At 42.8% G+C, this 19,019-nt stretch carries 16 protein-coding genes and 4 pseudogenes; 9 read left to right on the forward strand and 11 right to left on the reverse strand.

The genetic code is table 11. The annotated features are described in order from the left end of the window. Positions 1-130: 130 nt before the first annotated feature. Positions 131-1,135, reverse strand: a complete 1,005-nt coding sequence (dusA, locus tag F967_RS03545) for a tRNA dihydrouridine(20/20a) synthase DusA (protein WP_004798243.1) — start codon at positions 1,133-1,135, stop codon at positions 131-133. A 221-nt stretch (positions 1,136-1,356) separates the two neighbouring features. Between dusA and F967_RS13560 the strand changes: the two are divergent. Further along, positions 1,357-1,503 (forward strand): annotated as a pseudogene (locus F967_RS13560) (helix-turn-helix domain-containing protein); the annotation flags it as partial. Here F967_RS13560 and F967_RS13565 read toward each other — a convergent pair. From F967_RS13565 to F967_RS03555, 3 genes and pseudogenes are all read right to left on the reverse strand, one after another. Beyond that, positions 1,494-1,661: pseudogene (locus tag F967_RS13565) on the reverse strand (IS982 family transposase); the annotation flags it as partial. The pseudogenes F967_RS13560 and F967_RS13565 sit on opposite strands and share 10 nt — an antisense overlap. Next, positions 1,655-2,818, reverse strand: a complete 1,164-nt coding sequence (locus F967_RS03550; RefSeq protein ID WP_004681734.1) for an MFS transporter — start codon at positions 2,816-2,818, stop codon at positions 1,655-1,657. The gene F967_RS03550 and the pseudogene F967_RS13565, both read right to left, overlap by 7 nt. Before the next feature lie 64 nt (positions 2,819-2,882). After that, positions 2,883-3,189, reverse strand: a pseudogene (locus F967_RS03555) (Rid family hydrolase); the annotation flags it as partial. On the opposite strand from F967_RS03555, the pseudogene F967_RS13570 reads away from it, so the two are divergent. From F967_RS13570 to F967_RS03570, 4 genes and pseudogenes are all read left to right on the forward strand, one after another. Next, positions 3,187-3,331 (forward strand): annotated as a pseudogene (locus tag F967_RS13570) (redox-sensitive transcriptional activator SoxR); the annotation flags it as partial. The pseudogenes F967_RS03555 and F967_RS13570 overlap by 3 nt on opposite strands. A 684-nt stretch (positions 3,332-4,015) precedes the next feature. Next, entirely contained in the window at positions 4,016-5,143 is a 1,128-nt protein-coding gene (locus F967_RS03560) for a Re/Si-specific NAD(P)(+) transhydrogenase subunit alpha (RefSeq protein WP_004756075.1), read from the forward strand. 11 nt (positions 5,144-5,154) lie between these two features. Further along, positions 5,155-5,478 (forward strand): proton-translocating transhydrogenase family protein, encoded by a 324-nt coding sequence (locus tag F967_RS03565; protein WP_004678363.1) that lies wholly within the window; start codon positions 5,155-5,157, stop codon positions 5,476-5,478. 3 nt (positions 5,479-5,481) lie between these two features. Then, entirely contained in the window at positions 5,482-6,936 is a 1,455-nt protein-coding gene (locus tag F967_RS03570; RefSeq protein WP_004678361.1) for an NAD(P)(+) transhydrogenase (Re/Si-specific) subunit beta, read from the forward strand. A 61-nt stretch (positions 6,937-6,997) separates the two neighbouring features. Here F967_RS03570 and F967_RS03575 read toward each other — a convergent pair whose 3' ends face one another. Continuing rightward, positions 6,998-7,819, reverse strand: a complete 822-nt coding sequence (locus tag F967_RS03575) for an SDR family NAD(P)-dependent oxidoreductase (RefSeq protein WP_004681726.1) — start codon at positions 7,817-7,819, stop codon at positions 6,998-7,000. A gap of 197 nt (positions 7,820-8,016) precedes the next feature. Then, complete coding sequence (locus F967_RS03580; protein WP_081399068.1) at positions 8,017-9,045, reverse strand: IS701 family transposase; 1,029 nt, start codon at positions 9,043-9,045, stop codon at positions 8,017-8,019. 147 nt (positions 9,046-9,192) lie between these two features. Here F967_RS03580 and F967_RS03585 point away from each other — a divergent pair, with 147 nt between their 5' ends. Together F967_RS03585 and F967_RS03590 are read left to right on the forward strand one after the other, a co-directional pair. Further along, a complete protein-coding gene (locus F967_RS03585; protein ID WP_004798251.1) occupies positions 9,193-10,515 on the forward strand; it encodes an ammonium transporter in 1,323 nt (440 codons plus the stop codon). A gap of 14 nt (positions 10,516-10,529) precedes the next feature. Continuing rightward, entirely contained in the window at positions 10,530-11,147 is a 618-nt protein-coding gene (locus tag F967_RS03590; RefSeq protein ID WP_004798252.1) for a hypothetical protein, read from the forward strand. Between the two features lie 40 nt (positions 11,148-11,187). Here F967_RS03590 and rsfS read toward each other — a convergent pair whose 3' ends face one another. The 5 genes from rsfS to F967_RS03615 form a co-directional block, all read right to left on the reverse strand. Next, positions 11,188-11,586 carry a ribosome silencing factor gene (gene rsfS / locus F967_RS03595; RefSeq protein ID WP_004760805.1) on the reverse strand — a complete coding sequence of 133 codons (399 nt, stop codon included), beginning with the start codon at positions 11,584-11,586 and terminating at the stop codon, positions 11,188-11,190. Positions 11,587-11,667: 81 nt separating this feature from the next. Beyond that, positions 11,668-12,462: a hydroxypyruvate isomerase family protein gene (locus F967_RS03600; RefSeq protein ID WP_004798253.1), complete on the reverse strand. Its 795-nt coding sequence runs from the start codon at positions 12,460-12,462 to the stop codon at positions 11,668-11,670. A gap of 23 nt (positions 12,463-12,485) precedes the next feature. Further along, positions 12,486-13,352 (reverse strand): NAD(P)-dependent oxidoreductase, encoded by an 867-nt coding sequence (locus F967_RS03605; RefSeq protein ID WP_004798254.1) that lies wholly within the window; start codon positions 13,350-13,352, stop codon positions 12,486-12,488. Positions 13,353-13,373: 21 nt separating this feature from the next. Continuing rightward, positions 13,374-14,162 carry a crotonase/enoyl-CoA hydratase family protein gene (locus F967_RS03610; protein WP_004760809.1) on the reverse strand — a complete coding sequence of 263 codons (789 nt, stop codon included), beginning with the start codon at positions 14,160-14,162 and terminating at the stop codon, positions 13,374-13,376. 118 nt (positions 14,163-14,280) lie between these two features. Beyond that, complete coding sequence (locus F967_RS03615; RefSeq protein ID WP_004798258.1) at positions 14,281-17,091, reverse strand: GacS-like sensor histidine kinase; 2,811 nt, start codon at positions 17,089-17,091, stop codon at positions 14,281-14,283. Between the two features lie 149 nt (positions 17,092-17,240). Here F967_RS03615 and cysM point away from each other — a divergent pair, with 149 nt between their 5' ends. Both cysM and F967_RS03625 read left to right on the forward strand, forming a co-directional pair. Further along, positions 17,241-18,170 carry a cysteine synthase CysM gene (cysM, locus tag F967_RS03620; protein WP_004798261.1) on the forward strand — a complete coding sequence of 310 codons (930 nt, stop codon included), beginning with the start codon at positions 17,241-17,243 and terminating at the stop codon, positions 18,168-18,170. A gap of 28 nt (positions 18,171-18,198) precedes the next feature. Next, the gene (locus F967_RS03625; RefSeq protein WP_171063079.1) at positions 18,199-19,014 is read left to right on the forward strand and encodes a 3'-5' exonuclease; all 816 of its coding nucleotides are present in this window, start codon (positions 18,199-18,201) and stop codon (positions 19,012-19,014) included. Positions 19,015-19,019 lie beyond the last annotated feature (5 nt).

Here is a 19,019-nt window from a genome sequence, read left to right on the forward strand (position 1 = left end):
AATTATTTAAGAAAACTTTTTGAAGATTTTCTTAATTTTAAATAGCTTATATTTCCATCAATTTGAATCTTAATATTTGTAAAATGATATTTCTTGATGTGACTTATGTCACATTTTTGTGAAACATCAATCAGGATTGATGTTCTGTTATGTAGTCTTCAGTACGTTGCATGGCTGCCTGAATATTCTGAATGGCATTGTCAATATCGGTAATGGTTTTTGCATTGCCACCACTCAGTGCCTGACGCCATTTACGTGCACCTGGCAAGTTCTGGAATAATCCCAGAATATGACGTGTGATAATTGAAAGTGGTGCGCCCTCAGCTACTCTCTGGTGAATATACGGCATCATCTGCTGCATGATGTCAAAACGATTTGGTGCTTCCAAATTCCACAATTGACCCATTTCAGCTAATAAATAAGGATTGTGGTAGGCTTCACGGCCAATCATCACCCCATCGACATGCTGTAAATGTTGCTGCGTTTCTGTAAAGGTTTTGATGCCACCATTGATTTCAATGGTCAGGTGAGGACGTTCCTGCTTGAGACGATAGACATCTTCATAACGTAAGGGTGGTACTTCACGGTTCTCTTTTGGAGACAGGCCCTGCAAAATGGCAATCCGCGCATGCACGATAAAGTGAGTACAGCCCGTTGCCGCAACAGTGTCAACAAAATGCAGCATTTCTTCATAAGACTGCATGTCATCAATTCCGATCCTATGTTTCACGGTGACAGGAATCGACACTGCTTTTTGCATACTATGAATACATTCAGCCACCAAGTCTGGTTCAGCCATTAAACATGCACCAATCTTATTGTTCTGGACACGGTCACTTGGGCATCCGACATTCAGATTAACTTCGTTATAACCCCAATCTTCAGCCATTTTGGTACAGGTCGCCAGTTCCTGTGGATTTGAGCCACCGAGCTGCAACACAATGGGATGTTCTTCCTTGTTGAAATCCAAATGGCGGTTGGCGCCACCATAAATGATCGCACCTGTAGTGACCATCTCGGTATATAAAACGACATTTGGATTAAATAGGCGGGCAAAAAAACGGTAGTCTTTGGTTGTCCAATCCATCATCGGGGCAACGGAAATGCGTGGCTTTAATGACTCAAGTGATTGCATAAAAGGCTCTCGGATCTGGATAGGCAAGCAAAGGGCAGCATTATACGAGTTTTGAGGTTAATTCACCAATGATCATTACTTGAATTGGAGTTCAGAGGGAAAGAGGATTAAAGAAAGTTTTGTATTAGTTCAGACTTGATCGTACATTCTTCTTGAAAAAGAGAAAGTTACCCGTTTTGATAAAGGTGTCGAAATCTTAATCAAACAAAGGTAACTTTCTTATGTTGCATACTAACAATCAAATTATTAAACACAAAGTAGGTCTGCTCAATTTAGCTGAAGAGCTTCAGAATGTATCTAGAGCATGCAAAGTGATGGGTGTGTCAAGAGATACATTTTATCGCTATCAGGAATTAGTGAAGTCTGGTGAATAAGATCCTAATTTTTGAAACCACTCTAACCAATTGTTTTTGAAATACATCCAAATATTTTTGTCTGTATCTAAACCAAGAAATTCACCTACTATTTGCATAGTGATGATTTCTGCATCAGTAACAGCAGGCGGAAAACCACGAGTTCTCAGAGGTTATCCAGTAAACTAAACAGCATACACGCAAGAACCAGACATAGGCCTGCCAAACAGGTCATGGTCCAACCGCCATGATTCCATGCAAAAATGCCAAGTGCGGAACCACAGGCACCTCCAATAAAATAAGCGGTCATATAGATCGCATTGATACGTGACTTTGCATCAGGTCGTAAGCGGAAAATAATGCTCTGGTTGCTGGTGTGTACCAATGCCAAAGCCAACTGGATCAGGGCAAAGCCAACAATATAGCTGATGAGGAATGTTTGCCCGTAATAGAAGCAAATCCAGCTGATAATGAATAAGGCACAGCCCATCCAGGTCAGTTGCCTGGTGTAGCCCTGATCAGCATATCGGCCAATATACTGGGTGGATAAGGCACCAAAAATACCCACCAGACTCACCATCCCAATCACTAGGTCAGGTAAATGATGGGCCGAGCTTAGCAGAAGCGCGATGGTGGAATACAGGATACTGACCGCCGCAAAGGCAAATCCACCTGCAAGTGCCCGTAATAATAGGCGCTTTTCCTGCTTCAAGAGTTGGGCCATCGAAACAAAGATTTGCCCATAATTCATTTTCATGCGCATGACGTAAGGCAAGCGGCTTTTAAGCGCATAAGCCAATATCAGCATCAAGACTCCACTGACCACATAAATGACTTTCCAGTGAAACAGGTTGGAGAACAATCCTGCTAGACTGGTCGAAAGCAAGATACCCACCAATAAACCACTCATGAGAAAGCCAACAACTTCGCCTGTTTTTTCAGGCTGTACTGTCATGGTGGCGAGGGGAATCAGCACTTGGGCCGAAACGGAAAATAACCCAACCAGTAGTGTTCCAACCCATAACATTGGCAGGTTCATTGAGAATGCACTCAGGAACAGACCCATAGCGCATAAAGTCATGAGTAGGGGAATAAACTTGGTCTTATTGACCACATCGCCCATTGGTACAATAAATAGCAAACCCAAGGCATAGGAAACCTGTGCAAAAGTGACGGTCAGGGCAGCCTGGCTTTCTGTTACGGCAAAATACTGCTGAATGGAGTGGATCAGTGGCTGGCTATAATAGTTGGCACCTGCACATAGACCGCACGCCGCAGCCATAAACCAGAGTAAGGCCTTATTTTGACTAATATCTTGAGGGGCTGACATAATTTTCTCTATCACGGGTTTATGCAGTATATGCGGTTGCTTTAATTTCAACGAGCATTCCTGCTCATGCCAATCTAGAAACAGGAATCAATGTGCATACAGGAAATGCATGATTTTTCCACAAACTTTGCATGATGCCTGCCAATACCTGAAGTTTTTCAGAATCATGGTCAACAATCAGCATACGCAAAACGGCTATATCTGAAAGTTGTGCCTGAGGGGCGATTAAAGCATGTTGAATATTATAAAAGAGTTGTTGTACCTGTTGGTCAAAAAATGGAAAGTTCACCATTTTTGTTTTCTTCTTTCTGACCTGCAATATGGATGATACGCATATTGAGTTCCACAATAACAACATGGCTATAACCATTGACTGTGGTTGCCTATCAATGGAACAATGTCCACTGAGAAATCCTGATGATTGTCTGGCAGAACGATCAATGGGGGGCGTATTTTCAGGAAATTTTACTGTTGCTGAATCAGAAAAATAAAATGATGAATAAAATAGAATAATTTTTGCACCAATATTGTGCAATAAATCTATTTTGATCAGACAAAATTACATAAATATCACTTGAAAAAATGCCGATTCAAGTTTTTACATTTCTTTTTAGTTTTTCTGAGGGATGACATTCATACAATTCAGATTTATTGATAACACCTACTTTGATGTCTTGAAATAGGCCTTGTACTTTGCGAAATAAATAGTCGCCGAAAAAACCAATAAAAGTTTATGTAAGCCAATTTCTCTACAGAGCTGCACGATTATGATGCGGTTTCAGTCCATAGACCCGTTTTAGCCAAGCCTGAATATGAACAATGTTTAAAGAGTTGCTGTGTATTCTATCTATGATGCTCGATAAAACATGGGGTTATTTAATCTATACCGCTTTGGCATTGAATGAAAACAACGCACAAGGCATATAAATGAACGGATAGATACTGAGAGAATGAAATTTTTATATTGTATATGCATGGTGAAATAGCTTGGCTTTATCAAAAGCTTAACATCATGAGCATACAAGGTTTCAATATCAATATGAATCATCAGTTCAGAATATGGGTATTTATTAAATAAATAGTGGGTGGAATTTTAAAAAAGTTCCATTAGAATCCAAAATTCTACAAAGAATACTCCTGGGGGAAACATTGCTATCCGCGATGTTTACTTAAGAAAAACTAGCTTGAGGAACGCTCATGCAGATCGGAATCCCAACCGAAACTGTTGCAGGTGAAAGTCGTGTAGCGGCAACACCAGAAACAGTTAAGAAGTTGATTAACGCAGGTCATAGCATTGTCATTCAACGTGGCGCTGGTGTTAAAGCAGCCTATATTGACAGTGCTTATGAACAAGTTGGCGCAACCATTACAGACGATGCATATACAGGTAGCCAAATTATTTTGAAGGTACGTGCCCCTAAGGGTGAAGAAATTCAAAAGCTTGCGGCGAATACGACTGTGGTTGCAATGTTTGACCCTTACCGCAATCCAGAACTGGACCAGTTTGCTGCTCAGCAAGTGTCTGCTTTTGCTTTAGAGTTACTTCCTCGTACGCTTTCACGCGCACAAAACATGGATGTACTTTCTTCTCAGGCAAACTTGGCAGGTTATAAATCTGTATTGCTAGCTGCGGCTGAATATCAACGTATGTTCCCAATGTTAATGACTGCTGCGGGTACCGTAAAACCTGCGCGTGTCGTGATCATGGGTGTTGGTGTTGCTGGTCTTCAAGCGATTGCGACTGCAAAACGTTTAGGTGCAGTTGTGGAAGCAACTGACTTACGTCCAACTGCTAAAGAACAAGTTGAGTCTTTAGGCGGTAAATGGTTAGACGTACCAATGTCCGATGAAGAAAAACAACGTGCTGCTGAAGCTGCGAAAAGTGGATATGGTTGGCAGCCGGGTGAGCAATACATCAAGGATCAAGCTGCGATTGTAGATAAAGCTGTCTCAAATGCTGACATCGTAATCACGACTGCATTGATTCCAGGTCGTAATGCTCCGCGTCTGATCAAAGCTGAAACTGTTGCCAAGATGAAACCGGGTTCTGTTATTTTAGATATGGCAGTTGAAACGGGCGGTAACGTTGAAGGTTCTAAAGAAGGCGAAACTGTTGTTACTGAAAATGGCGTGAAAATTTTGGGTATTCCAAACATTCCAGGCACAGTTGCAACTGAAGCATCTGCATTGTATGCACGTAACGTTTTTAACTTCCTTGAAACATTATTCGACAAAGACAAAAACTTTGCGATCAATCAAGAAGATGAAATCCAAAAAGCGTTACTCGTGACTCATGGCGGTCAAGTACTGCTCAAGCGCGGTTAAGGAGAGTTCTCATGGTTGAAACGATTACAATTTTCGTCCTTGCCATCTTCGTAGGTTACTACGTAGTTTGGGGAGTAACACCTGCGTTACATACACCACTTATGGCGGTAACGAACGCATTGTCTTCAATCATTATCGTTGGGGCAATGATCCAAACCGTGGGTATGCCTGTGATTGGTGTTGATGCCAATGTAGCTTTCCAAAGCGTAAATGTTGTAAGCATCTTGGGTGCGATTGCTGTGTTCTTGGCAAGTATCAACATTTTTGGTGGCTTCGCTGTAACTGCTCGTATGCTTGAAATGTTCAAGCCGAAGCAAAAGAAAAAAGAGGGCTAATAGATGGAATTTATTCGAGACTATGCGGATTGGTTCTACCTGATTGGTGCCGTCCTTTTTATCTTAACTTTGCGTGGTTTGTCAGGTCCTAAAACTGCAATCGCAGGTAACCGTTACGGCATGATCGCTATGGCGATTGCTGTAGTGACAACATTCTTTGTTGCAGAACATCCAGTTGTTTGGATGATCGTTGGTGCGATGGTATTGGGTGGTGTGGTTGGTATCGCTCGTGCGCGAACTGTTCCGATGACACAAATGCCTGAAACAGTGGCTTTAATGCACTCATTAGTTGGTTTGGCTGCGGTATTAATTGCGATTGCAGCGATTTTACACAACAACCAATTAACAGCATTGTTTGCTGAAAATGAAGCTGCTTTGACTGCTGCTGGCGTACAGCATGCTCATATGAGCAAAGTTCATTTATTTGAATTGTTTGTAGGTTGCTTCGTTGGTGCGATTACATTTACAGCATCAGTATTTGCTTACGGTAAATTAGCTGCTAAAAAATGGGCAAAAACGATTTCTGGTGCATGGGTTAAACCTGTTCAAGCGCTTATCTTTGCTGCAATGCTTGCGGCAGGCATTATGTTCTTCTTGACGAATAACATGACTGCTTTCTGGGCGATGACAGCACTTGCACTTGCATTTGGTTGGGTTTGGATTGCGCCAGTTGGTGGCGGTGATATGCCAGTTGTGGTATCGCTTCTTAACTCATTCTCTGGTTGGGCTGCAGCTGGTATTGGTTTCACACTAGAAAACAATATGTTAATCGTTGCGGGTTCACTTGTAGGTTCTTCTGGTGCGATTCTTTCTTACATTATGTGTAAGGCGATGAACCGTTCAATCATCAACGTATTGTTTGGTGGTGCAATGGGTGGTGCAGCAGTTGCTACAGCGGACAAAGGCGAACAAGTTCAACGTAACTATCGTTCTGGTTCAGCAGATGACGCAGGTTTCTTGATGTCAAATGCAGACAGTGTTGTGATTGTACCAGGTTATGGTATGGCGCAAGGTCGTGCACAGAATGCAGTTAAAGAATTATGTGAAATCTTAAAAGAACAGGGCGTAAAAGTTCGCTTTGCGATTCACCCAGTTGCGGGTCGTATGCCTGGTCACATGAACGTATTGTTAGCTGAAGCTGATGTCGCGTATGAAGACATCTTGGAAATGGATGAGATCAACTCTGACTTCCCAGCAACTGACGTGGTACTGGTAATCGGTGCGAATGACGTTGTTAACCCAGCGGCGAAAGATGATCCAAGTTCACCAATCTATGGTATGCCGATTCTTGAAGCTCACAAAGCTCGTACCATTATGGTGATCAAGCGTTCTATGGCAACAGGTTATGCTGGCTTAGACAATGATTTGTTCTACAATGAAAAAACCATGATGATCTTCGGTGATGCGAAGAAAGTTGTTGAAGATATGACAAAAGCAATCAATGGTGGTGGTCACTAATCTGACCTCATCAGGATTGAAGAAGCCACCGTTAGGTGGCTTTTTTGTTAGCGCATATTTATTAAAGGTATTTTTCTACAAGATTCATGGATTGTGTATAAAGATCACGGGCAAGTTGCTGGTTTTTAGCATGTGGTGATTTCCAGTCTGGCATGTGTGCACTGACATATTCTCCATTACGCTTTGCCCAATCATCTCCAGTCGCCATTTGCGTAATCAACTTTGCAGGAACTGAGGTCGGCACTAAACCAATTTTCATCACTTCATAAACAGGTTTTGGCAGTTCGCGATAAATATCAGAGGCAACACCCCCTGGATGTAGTGAGTTGTTGGTAATGGTGCTATTCGCCATACGTTCAGCTAAAGCATTACTGAATAAAAGATTCGCTAACTTAGATTGACCATAATAGAACAGGGGATTATAAAAACCCTCAGCACGGAACTTATTCGGTTTGATTGAACCTGCCCAATGTGCAATTGAAGCAAGGTGGATGATGCGAGCTTTTGGTGCCTGTTCCAAGACAGGAATCAGCTTATGTGTCAGTAGAAAATGGCCTAGATAATTCACACCAAACTGTTGTTCAAAACCATCTTGCGTCAGCTGCTTGGTCTTGGCAAATAGTCCTGCGTTGTTAATCAGGACATCAAGACTACCGTAGCGGTCTGCAATTTCATCCGCTGCTTTTCGGGTTGATTCAAGGCTGTTTAAATCGAGGGAAACCAAATCAACCTGCCCCTGACCCAATGCACGCAATTTATCTTGTGCAATTTGCGCTTTTTGCGGATTACGGCAGGCAAGAATGACATGTTGTCCCTGCTTTACCAACTCTTCCGCTGTGGCAAAACCAATACCTGTATTTGCACCTGTAATTAGAATTTTCACTTCATCTACTCCAATAATGCTTTTTATTTGATGAATTTTAAAGCAGGTCCTATAGTGCGTTAATTTTGACAACTTGTCATGTCAAATTTGAAATGGAAGAAGAGATTGTTGTTGATAAAAGGTGTATAAAGGTTTGGATATTAAGTATTTAGTTTAGATCATTTTTTTATGATGAATAAATTAGGACTTACGCACTGTTATTTATAGACTCTCTGTGGTAGCAGATGATTTTTATCGAGAATAAAGTCATCAATGAAGTTTTTGATCATTGGTCTAAATAATTTCTTCTGCCAATGATATACATTTTCAAAGATCCCCTCAAACTGGTTCTTTTGTATCTCGACGTAGGCCATCAAGGCTGAAAAAATATGATTCAAAATCAGTTTAGATCGTCTTACTTGAAACTTTTCAATATGACAAACCTGTTTAATCACTCGGTGATATTGTTCTATTTTCCAATGACTTGAATGTAATTCATGAAAACCCTCAAAGGACAATAAATCATCTTCATCTTGATGCACAATATAAAACCTCTGCTGTTCTTTTAACTGAGTCTTAAATAATTGTACAAAGCCAAAATCTTTGAGCCAGACCACTTGACCCTGATGGAAATTTGGCAATAAACGCAGTTGAAACCATTGTCCTTTTTCTGGGGAAACCTTACGGTTACAGTCGATACCAAACATAAATCGAATACCATGTTTTCTTATGGTTTTTAGATTTGCAGTCGATGAATACCAACTATCACCTGTAATAAATTGAATCTTTGCACCCCAACTAAGTACTTCACTTAACATATCCATAAAGTAATCATTCTTGGTTTTACCCTCAGATTTGTCATAAATTCGGAAATTAATTGGAATATTTTGACCATTCTGATCTGTCGCATACAAGGTAATGAGATTAATACCCTTGACGGATCGGTGGTGTTTGCCTGACCAAAAATAGCTAACTAAGTCCATATGTTGACTATATGGTTTATCTAAAACAGTATCATCAATACTGACTATAAGTTTATTATTATCAATATGTTGAATTGCTTCTTGATATAGGTCGTGAGGTGTGTAGTCTTCACGCTCTAGAAAGCGATTTACACTATCATGCGAGATATTATAAGTCTCGGCAAGTTGTGTGCAGCTAATAGAGTTCGGTTCTGTCATGAGAAAGCCCATATAAATGGGTAATGTACAAGTTGCTGTAGAAGCATGTTTAGTTCGTCTGATCACAGATACTTTATAAACTATTTTAATACTTTTTTGAATCCGTCAATGCGTAAGTCCTATAAATATAAATCGATGAATTATTAAAAGGAAAAAATAATTTATTTTGGCATTTTTTTTGCATTGGATTAGATGATTTTTTAGGGGAATTCTATGAAAAGTATAATTTTAGTATTGCTGTTTTTACTATCTCTCACCTCCCATGCATCTGCTGAAACCACGACAAATATTCAGGAAATCCGTATTTCTCTGGATAGCGTGTGGGTGGTCGTTGGAGGAATTTTAGTTTTCTTTATGCAAGCAGGATTTGCTTTAATCGAAAGCGGATCTGTTCGTAGTAAGAATACCGTGAATGTACTCATGAAGAACTATATGGATACCTGTATTGGAGGACTTATTTTTTGGCTGTTTGGCTTTGGCCTGATGTTTGGCCTGAATCAAACAGGGTGGATCGGACTCAGTCATTTCATGCCAGATCAACTGGATGACTGGCACTGGAACCTGTTGTTCTTTCAGATGATGTTTGCGGCGACAGCCACCACGATTGCCAGCGGTGCCATGGCAGAGCGAATACATTTTGTGGCTTATGTGGTCAGTGCGGTTTTTGTAAGTGGCATCATTTACCCTGTATTTGGTAGCTGGGCATGGGGCGGCCTGTTCGGTGGTGATGGCTGGCTGAAAGCTTTGGGGTTTATTGATTTTGCTGGTTCAACTGTGGTGCATTCAATTGGTGGATGGGTGGCACTCGCAGGCATTATTGTGTTGGGACCACGTTTGGGACGCTTTGGCCGTAAGGGGCAAAGTCATTTTTTGGCAGGACATAATCTGCCCTTGGTGGCATTGGGTGGCTTTGTGCTATGGTTTGCGTGGTTTGGGTTTAATGCGGCATCCACGGTTGCTGCAAGTGTGAGCATTGGACGTATTGCCCTCAACACGCATTTGGCTGCCTGTGCTGCGGCTGCAACGTATATGGTTCTGGCCTTGCTTCAATCCAAGGCGGTGCTCATGCGCAATACTATTAACGCATCACTGGGCGGTCTGGTTTCAATCACGGCGGGTTGTGCCACCATGTCCCCCGTATTTGCGATTATCACAGGCGCTATAGCAGGTTTGCTGATGACTTTTGTACCTTTGTTGATTGAAAAGATGCGGCTGGATGATGTGGTGGATGCTGTTGCAGTACATGGGGTGTGTGGAGCATGGGGAACCATTGCCGCAGGTATCTTCTTTCTGGAGAAACCGTTTAACCTTGATGTGATCTCAGTTCAGACTTTGGGTGTGGGGGCCGCATTTGTCTGGGGCTTTGGTGCTGCGTTTATCATGTTTAAGGTGCTCGACAAGGTTCTTGGTGGCTTAAGGGTTTCCCCGCAACATGAACAACGGGGGCTGGATTATACTGAACATGCTGAATTGTCATACCCAGAGTTTCAGAGGGATGTCACTTTTGAAACCGAAAATATCACTCATCGCCATTAAGGGAGGTGATTGTTATGGCTGAATTAAGCATTGAACAAAAAAGGCTGGCAGTGGAAAAGGGGCTTGCACAGTTCTTGCCAGATACCGTTTTGCAACGTGTTTTACAGTACTGGGAAAGTGAATATGGTCACCAGCCATCCTTTGTATTAAATCGTTTTCTCAGTGAAATTTGTACCAGTGATGACCTGCGCTTGCAACGCAAGGAGATGTTGCGGCAGGTATTGCATGAAATTTCGGTGGTTGAGAAACAGGAACGCCTCAAGGTAAAAACGGATAAACCAGTTATGGCCGCTGAGACAAGTCCCGAAACACTGGACCTGTTTCAGGTGTTCCATGACTTTGTGATGGGCGTGTTAAAAGGCGTCAGTCAACCTGATTATCTGGATTTTGTGGAAGAGATTCAGGGCAAGATGAAGAAACATCGTTTACTTGCTGGATATTGGTATATTGCAGGTTCAGAGAAACAGTGTTTGATGCAAATGCCGAAAGAGGCTTATGCGGTTATGATTACAACGCTGTATGCGATCTACTGTAGTTTTTATGGTCCAGGCAAGGCGGATCAACTGTATGCACAGATTAAGCATGAAATAAAACAGCATTATCCAGCAGTCGACTTAAGCCAGTTGTTGTAGGAATGAAAAAAGCGACCTTATTGGTCGCTTTTCTTAAGCTTTAGGCAACGGATTCAGGTGCGCGCCATAAACTTTCAAGGTCATAGAATTTACGGGCTGTTGGCAACATCACGTGTACCACAACGAAACCAAGGTCAATGAGGATCCATTCAGCGTCTCTTTCACCCTCAACACCAATTGGGCGAAAACCTGCTTTACGTGCTTCATCAGCAACATTGTCCGCAAGGGCTTTAACATGACGGGTTGAGGTGCCACTTGCAATCACAATTGCATCGGCAATATTACTAATAGAACTTACATCAAGTTCTAGAATATCTTTGGCTTTTACATCAGTAAGGGCTTCATGTACAACTTTTAAACAAGCATGTACATCTTTGTTTGCTGTTTTGATTTTTAGGTCGTGAGAATTAGAAGCGCTGGGCGATGGTTCTAAATTCATAGAGGGTATATTTTCCTGACAATTGCTCATCGTCAAATATAGCGTTTTTCTCTATAAAATTCAAATTTCAGCAGTAACAGTTTATGTATTCACGTCATTGGAAAAGTACTTTTCTTTCCATGCAAAAGATTGATCTGATTGAGTTTTTGGTCGGTATTCTGCACCAATATAACCTCGATAGTCACTTTGACGTAACCAGTCAAAAATTTGCTTATAGGGAATATTTCCTGTGTCAGGTTCGTTTCGGCTTGGACAATCAGCAAATTGAATATGACCAATTTGATGCAAATTTTCTTGCAAACCAGTCAAAACATCTTCACCCATCATGGCCATATGGTAGCAGTCATATTGCATTTTCAGTGCAGGATGGTTGATAGCCTCCAGCATTTCCTGTGCCTGTGCAATATTCTGCACCAAAAAGCGTGGCATGTCGGTGCCGTTGATCATTTCAAAAACAGGTTCAATCCCTTGCTCTGTCAGCATGTGGCAGGCCAGTTTGAGATTGCTTGATAGGGTGTTTAAACAAGGGAGCAGGTCAGCGTCTAAAGGCTGTTTGCCCGCTAAAATATTCACACGTGGAACATCCAATGCTGTGGCATAGTGAATTGCCAGCTCAAGTGCATGATGGAACTCCACCTCTCGTCCTGGGATACCCGCTAACCCATTACCGCCCTGCATTAAATCGCCAGCAGGCACATTAATGAGGCAAAGTGAGAGATCGTATTGTTCAAGCTGAGTTTGAATATCAAAAATTTCTAATTCATATGGAAACTGAATTTCGATATGTTGGAAGCCATGTGTATGAGCTAAAGCAAAACGCTCAATCAAAGGGACTTCCTTAAAAATCATAGACAAATTGACTGCAAGATGGCTCATATTCAATCTCCTTCAATCAATTATTATTGTTCTATATATTGAATGATAGTTGCTAAATCTTTCTCAGCAAAGCCGTTTTCTTGGTGGGCTTGTAACTGTAGTAGAGCTTTTTGTGCAACAGGTATATTTAAGTTAAAACTATGTGCAAGTTTTAATGCATTGTTAAGGTCTTTGGATAAGGTCTGTACTTTCCATTGCACAGGCTCGAAAGTATGGGTTGCCATACGAGGAGCTAAAATTTGAAATGGTTTAGAATCTGCAAAACCGCCCGCGAGAGCAGGGGCAAGCAAGTTAGTATCTACACCTGCTTGGCTCGCTAATGCAACCGCTTCTGCGATCAACGTGCTATTTGCTGCAACAATTAATTGATTACAAATTTTGGTGGCTTGTCCAGTCCCTGTTTCACCCATACGGGTCACACGCTGCGATAGTGCTTGATAAACTGGACTGAGTTGTTGAATCGTTTCAGCATCTCCACCTGCAAAAATAACCAGACTTCCTTGTTCAGCACCGATTGTTCCACCTGAAACAGGGGAATCAATCCAGATGACACCTTGCTGCTGGGAAGATTGCGCCAGTTGCTGAGTTGCTGAAACGGATAGGCTGGAGAAATCAACAATGACTTGCCTGGCTTGTAAATAAGGCTGGATTTGGGTAAAAACACTTTGAACTGCCTGATCGTCAGCCAGACAGGTTAAAATGACAGGATAATTTCCAATATCTTCCAACGCTAAAGTTGCCGCGCCCTGTTGAATAAGTGGCTCACATGCATGAGGACTACGGTTCCAAACTGCCACCGTATAACCCGCTTGTAATAATCGGGTTGTCATTCGACTTCCCATTAACCCCATACCTAAAAAAGCGATGGGTGTTTGTTGATCAACATGCATGTGAACTTATCCAAACTGTAATTACTTATACTGACGCGGTAAGAATTGAATCTCAGGATTCTTGTCTTTCTTGCGTGCGAGACTACTGTTTTTACCCAACAAAAGTTTAAGCTGCCATAACTTTTCTAAACGTAGTGCCTTTTCTGGCTGGTGTTCCATGGCATCTAGTACCCGTTTCGCTGCCATGATGGCATCAGGGGAACGTTGTAGCATTTCCTGTGCAATCACATTGGCCTTTGCCAACGGATTGTTGTCCAGATGTGTGACCAAACCAATTTCTTTGGCGTATTCTGCGTCAAAGACACGTGCGGTCAGGGTAAGTTCCTTGGCTAAATCAACGCCGATCAGTCCTTTTAATGAGCGGGTGAGACCCATGTCTGGAACCAGTCCCCAACGACTTTCCATAATCGACATTTGCGTGTTTGGCGTTGCAATACGGATATCCGCAGCAAGCGCAAGCTGCATGCCCGCCCCAAAGCAATAACCCTCAATGGCGGCAATCACTGGAATTGGCAGGTTTTGCCAAATCAGGAATGCTTTCTGAAACAGGCTTTGACCTGGCTTGATCAGTTCCCATGCGGCAAATGCGGTATTTTTAGGGTTGTTCAGGTCAGATAGGTCAATACCCGCACTAAATACCTGTGCCTCACCCGTTAAAATGACGCAACGAATCGAACGGTCTTTTTCAATTTTCTTTGCAGTTGCCACCAGCTCTTTTAATAACGCAAAACTCATGGCGTTGCGTTTTTCTGGACGGTTAAGGTAAACCGTTGCAATACCATTGTTCTTTTCAACTCGTAACAGTGCCATTTGCCTTACTCTTATTGTGTTTAATGATGGGCAGCATAACATGAGTCTTTTAGCTAAAACATGACACCACAGTCACAAATAGCGGTGATGACCAGCATCTTGTAGATGCAAGCAGACCCTAGGTATCGTGGGAATGTAAAATCAGGCTGGCGGCCTGTCTTACCTGATCAATCGCAAAATTCAACTCATTAAAACGATGGTTGGTTTCCCGTATAAAGGCATCATCTGCTTTGCGGCGCTCTTTACGCAGGGTTGAAACAAATTGCTCAAATTCCCCTGAAACCTTTTGTAACGCTGGGGTGCCAACGTAACGTGTTGCACCATACAGACGGTGTAGCACATGCTCAAGCTGGGGAAAATCCTCCAGTTCAATCAGTTGCTGCATTTCGCTGAGTTCAGTATCAAAACTATCCACCAACATATTTAATAAGTCTTGTGCCAGTTCTTCTTTATTCGCAGCGAGTTGAATGCTTTGTTGCCAGTTTAAAATCTGTGGATCAATTGATTCTGTCGGGTGCTTCTGCTCAGTATTGAAAGGCTGAGAAGAGAAGTTATTTTTGGTCCAATGGGTCAGGATTTGAATGATCTGTTCCATCTGGATTGGCTTGGTCACATAATCATTCATACCCACTTTTAGCAATTTCTGTTTTTCATCGGCCAGTGCATGTGCGGTCAGTGCAATAATCGGAAGTTGCATGCCTATATCCAGCGTTGACTCAAGCGAGCGAATGGCTCGGGTGGTATCAATTCCAGACATGACAGGCATCTGGATATCCATAAACACAAGGTCAAAGGGTGGCAGCTTTTGTTCAATCCGCTGCTGAATCATGTCAATCGCTTTCTGGCCGCTTAATGCCTTGGTGGTGGTGACATTCAGTTCACCCAACAGTGCCTCAAGCACAATCAGGTTGGGAAGATGGTCATCAACCGCCAATACGTGTAAGCCCTGACCATTGAAATCCTCAGATTCCTGTTCAAACACAGGCTGATTGCCCAGCAACTGCACCAGTTCACGGCGGCTTAAGGGCTGATACAGTGGACGGGCACGGTATTCATTCAGCATGTTCGGCTCAAGGCTCATCTGGTAACCATAAACCGCCAGATTGCCATGATAACGCTGGCGGATTTCCTTGAGTAAGGCTTCAGTATCACCGCTATGGTCAACAATGAGCCACGTATTTTCTTGCTGATTTAAATGATTCAGACGACTAAATAAATCCAAAATTGATTGTGTTTCGATATGTGAGACACGGTAGTTTTCTAAATATGAACGAAGCACACTCGCGGTTGCAGGATGGGCCAGATAAGAGACGACTTTCAATTGGTCGAAATGAGGAGGCTCTACGGTTTCATCCTCTTCCTCAAGCTTGAATGAGGCGGTAAACCAGAAAGTTGAACCTTTTTCTGTCGGGGCACGTTCCTGATTATCCTCAAAGCCAATCTGGCCATGCATCAGATGAACAAGTTGTTTGGAAATTGCTAAGCCTAATCCTGTACCACCAAATTGACGAGTAACGGAAGCATCGCCTTGAGAGAATGATTCAAATAGTTTTTTACGGTCGGTACCACTGAGACCAATCCCACTGTCCTGTACACTAAAGTGCAGTAGGCATTGTCCAATGTCCTCATCTTCCATGCGGACACGAACGATGATTTCACCATCTGGAGTGAATTTAATGGCGTTGGAAATGAGGTTGGTCAGAATTTGTTTAAAACGTAAGGCATCGCCAACTACATGCTGTGGAATATTCTCAGCGTAGTAAAATGCCATATTGATATGTTTTTGCGCTGCGAGCGGAGAAAGCATATCCATAACATCAAAAATAGCTTCTTCCAAATCAAATGGCGCTGTTTCGAGCTCTAATTTGCCCGCATCAATTTTAGAAAAATCGAGGACATCATTAATGAGTGCTAAAAGGTGAGCTGAAGATTTACGAATAGTTTGAAGATACAGGTTCTGTTCATTAGTTAAGTTTTGCTGACGAAGTAAGAGGTGAATAAAACCGTCAATACTGTTGAGAGGTGTTCTAAGTTCATGGCTGATATTCGCTAAAAAGACGGACTTGGATTGATTTGATGAAATCGCCTGATCGCGTGCTTGACGATAGGTAATGTTCTGAACTTCCAGCGTATCCAGTGTGCGGCGTAAGTCTTCCTCAGTTTGTTCGGTATGTTCTTTAAGTTCCAGAAAACTAAAATGCAGACGTTTAACCACATTGGCAATGTCTCGCTGGAGCAGGCGTAACTCGCCTGTACTGTTCACCACAATATGCTGATCCAGTGTATCGGCATTCAGGCGCTGCATCTGCATACGGATTTCATATAGTGGTGCCAGCCAGCGCCGTGAAAAAACATTCAGGCAAAATAGTAAAATCATCAGGGTGATCAGCCCTGTCGCTACCAGTGAAAGCAGGATTTTATAACGGGTCAGTTCCAGTGGCTGATTGTCCAGTTCAATCATTAACCAGACTGAATCGGGCTTGCTGCTATCCAGTTTGGCCCCATAAATACTGTTGTGGTTGTGTGGAATCGGGCCAAAGAAATTACTGTTGTCAGGGAAAGTTGGCCAGAAGCGATTGTTCTGGTAGCCCACGCTTAAGTAGGTCTGCCCCTCGTTGTCAATCAGGGCCGCCCGTTGCAGGTTTCGCTCATCAAACATCTTCTGCATGATGTTCTGGGCGCGGTCATATTGGTCAGGATGTTGCTGTACCAGTTGCAGTAGATCATTTGCGGTCTGGTGGTAGCGTGCCAGAATGGCGGAGGCATCGGAGCGTTGCTGTTGTTTGGCCGCATTGGTGGTTTCAGATAAAACCCAGAAAATTCCCACACCTGTCAAAATTGCGATTGGCACCAGAATGAGGGCAATCAGTTGTCCATAAGCATGATTGAGCCGTAAGCGTTTTGACAGGGTTTTATTGAAATTTGACATAATGCGGTCAGATTTATCATTCTGTGCAATATCTTAGCATGCTTTGTGGCAAACAGAGGTACGGGCTAGCCAATAAAAAGCATAGTGAAAAGGTGCAGTAGTTCCATTTTTTTCATACAATAGGCGCCACCTTAATATCGGTGTCGATCATGACGAATACGCAAACTGATTTTTTAGCAGATGAATTTTTACTGGACTATTATGTTGGTAAAACCCCTTTAGTCCGTTTGCAGCGTTTGGCGTGTCATACACAGGCTACGGTATTGGCAAAACTGGAAGGCAATAATCCCGCGGGTTCGGTCAAGGATCGCCCTGCTTATAACATGATTGTCCAAGCAGAGAAGCGTGGACAAATTCAACCTGGTGATACTTTAATTGAAGCCACTAGCGGTAACACTGGCATTGCTTTAGCCATGGTTGCAGCCATGCGTGGTTATAAAATGAAGCTGATCATGCCAAATAACATGAGTCAGGAACGTAAGGATGCCATGCTGGCCTATGGTGCTGAACTGATTGAGGTGACGCAGCAGCAGGGTATGGAAGGTGCGCGTGACCTTGCCACGCAAATGCAGGCGGATGGCAAGGGCTTTGTCCTGAACCAGTTTGACAATCCAGATAATGTTGAGGCGCATTACCTCACCACAGGCCCTGAAATCTGGAAACAGACAGCTGGAAAAATCACCCATTTTGTCAGCTCAATGGGCACCACAGGCACCATCATGGGTGTTTCAAAATATTTAAAAGAACAAAATCCAGACATTCAGATTGTCGGTTTACAACCCGAAGATGGGGCGAGCATTGCGGGAATTCGCCGTTGGCCTGAAGCATATCTGCCGACCATTTTTGACCCTAGCCGTGTGGACCGTATCATTGATATTCCACAGCTTGCAGCGGAACAGACCATGCGTAAACTGGCACGTATGGAAGGCATCAGTGCGGGCACCTCTTCTGGTGGGGCAGTGTGGGCATCACTCAAAATTGCTGAGGAAACACCTGATGCCGTGATTGTGTGCATTATCTGTGACCGTGGTGATCGTTACTTGTCAACAGGGCTGTTTTCAGTTCAAGATGAAGATTAGACCTAACTGATTACATTGAATGATGAGCTTGCGTTTTCCAATTTTAGTTTTTGATATTGAAACACTGACTGACTTAAAGGCTGGTGCTCATCTTTATCATCTTGATTTGCCTGAAACCGATGTGGAACAGGCATTGACCAAAATCCGCCGTCAGGAATCAGGCAGCGATTTTCAGCGTTTGCCCTTGCATGAAATTGTCTGTATTTCAGGTTTATGGCTTGATGAAAAGGGCTTTCGCCTGTTTTCATTTAGTCAGGAGCAAAGTACAGAAGCTGAAATGCTGACAAAATTCCTGTCCATTTTTGACAAGAAGCAGCCGACACTGGTGAGCTGGAATGGCTCGCAGTTTGACTTGCCCGTGATTCTGTTCCGTACCATGTATCATGGACTTTCTGCGCCAAGCCTGTTTGATCAGGGTGAAATTGATAACCAGAAGCGCTTTAACAATTACCAGAACCGTTACCATCATCGCCATGTTGATCTGATGGATGTGATGGCGATGTTTAATGGGCGTAATTTCCAGAAGCTGGATGACATTGCCTGTCTGTTGGGATTCCCTGGAAAGCGTGGTGAAACGGGTTATCATGTGCCAGAGTATGTACATACTGAACAATGGTTAAAACTGACCAGTTATTGTGAAGGTGATGTGCTCAACACATGGCTGGTCTATCTGCGCTGGCTATTACTAAAGGGTCAATTGAATCTACAGGAGCACCAGCAATGGATTCAGGCGACAGCCGATTATTTACAGACACAGACACAACAAACAGAATTTTTACAGGTATGGCGGCAGACATCGCAATATACTGTATTCACCGCAAATACGTTTGCGCCAAAAAATTAGGTTGA

This window comes from Acinetobacter sp. CIP 102637 (genome assembly GCF_000368425.1).
GTDB lineage: Bacteria > Pseudomonadota > Gammaproteobacteria > Pseudomonadales > Moraxellaceae > Acinetobacter > Acinetobacter parvus.

Bases quoted from the DNA above. Each gene is read 5' to 3' on its own strand.
- F967_RS03610 (WP_004760809.1), bottom strand. From the start codon at position 14,162: ATGGCACTGTTACGAGTTGAAAAGAACAATGGTATTGCAACGGTTTAC.
- rsfS (WP_004760805.1), bottom strand. From the start codon at position 11,586: ATGAATTTAGAACCATCGCCCAGCGCTTCTAATTCTCACGACCTAAAA.
- F967_RS03585 (WP_004798251.1), top strand. From the start codon at position 9,193: ATGAAAAGTATAATTTTAGTATTGCTGTTTTTACTATCTCTCACCTCC.
- F967_RS03550 (WP_004681734.1), bottom strand. From the start codon at position 2,818: ATGTCAGCCCCTCAAGATATTAGTCAAAATAAGGCCTTACTCTGGTTT.
- F967_RS03565 (WP_004678363.1), top strand. From the start codon at position 5,155: ATGGTTGAAACGATTACAATTTTCGTCCTTGCCATCTTCGTAGGTTAC.
- F967_RS03615 (WP_004798258.1), bottom strand. From the start codon at position 17,091: ATGTCAAATTTCAATAAAACCCTGTCAAAACGCTTACGGCTCAATCAT.
- F967_RS03600 (WP_004798253.1), bottom strand. From the start codon at position 12,462: ATGAGCCATCTTGCAGTCAATTTGTCTATGATTTTTAAGGAAGTCCCT.
- cysM (WP_004798261.1), top strand. From the start codon at position 17,241: ATGACGAATACGCAAACTGATTTTTTAGCAGATGAATTTTTACTGGAC.
- F967_RS03560 (WP_004756075.1), top strand. From the start codon at position 4,016: ATGCAGATCGGAATCCCAACCGAAACTGTTGCAGGTGAAAGTCGTGTA.
- F967_RS03590 (WP_004798252.1), top strand. From the start codon at position 10,530: ATGGCTGAATTAAGCATTGAACAAAAAAGGCTGGCAGTGGAAAAGGGG.
- F967_RS03605 (WP_004798254.1), bottom strand. From the start codon at position 13,352: ATGCATGTTGATCAACAAACACCCATCGCTTTTTTAGGTATGGGGTTA.
- F967_RS03570 (WP_004678361.1), top strand. From the start codon at position 5,482: ATGGAATTTATTCGAGACTATGCGGATTGGTTCTACCTGATTGGTGCC.
- dusA (WP_004798243.1), bottom strand. From the start codon at position 1,135: ATGCAATCACTTGAGTCATTAAAGCCACGCATTTCCGTTGCCCCGATG.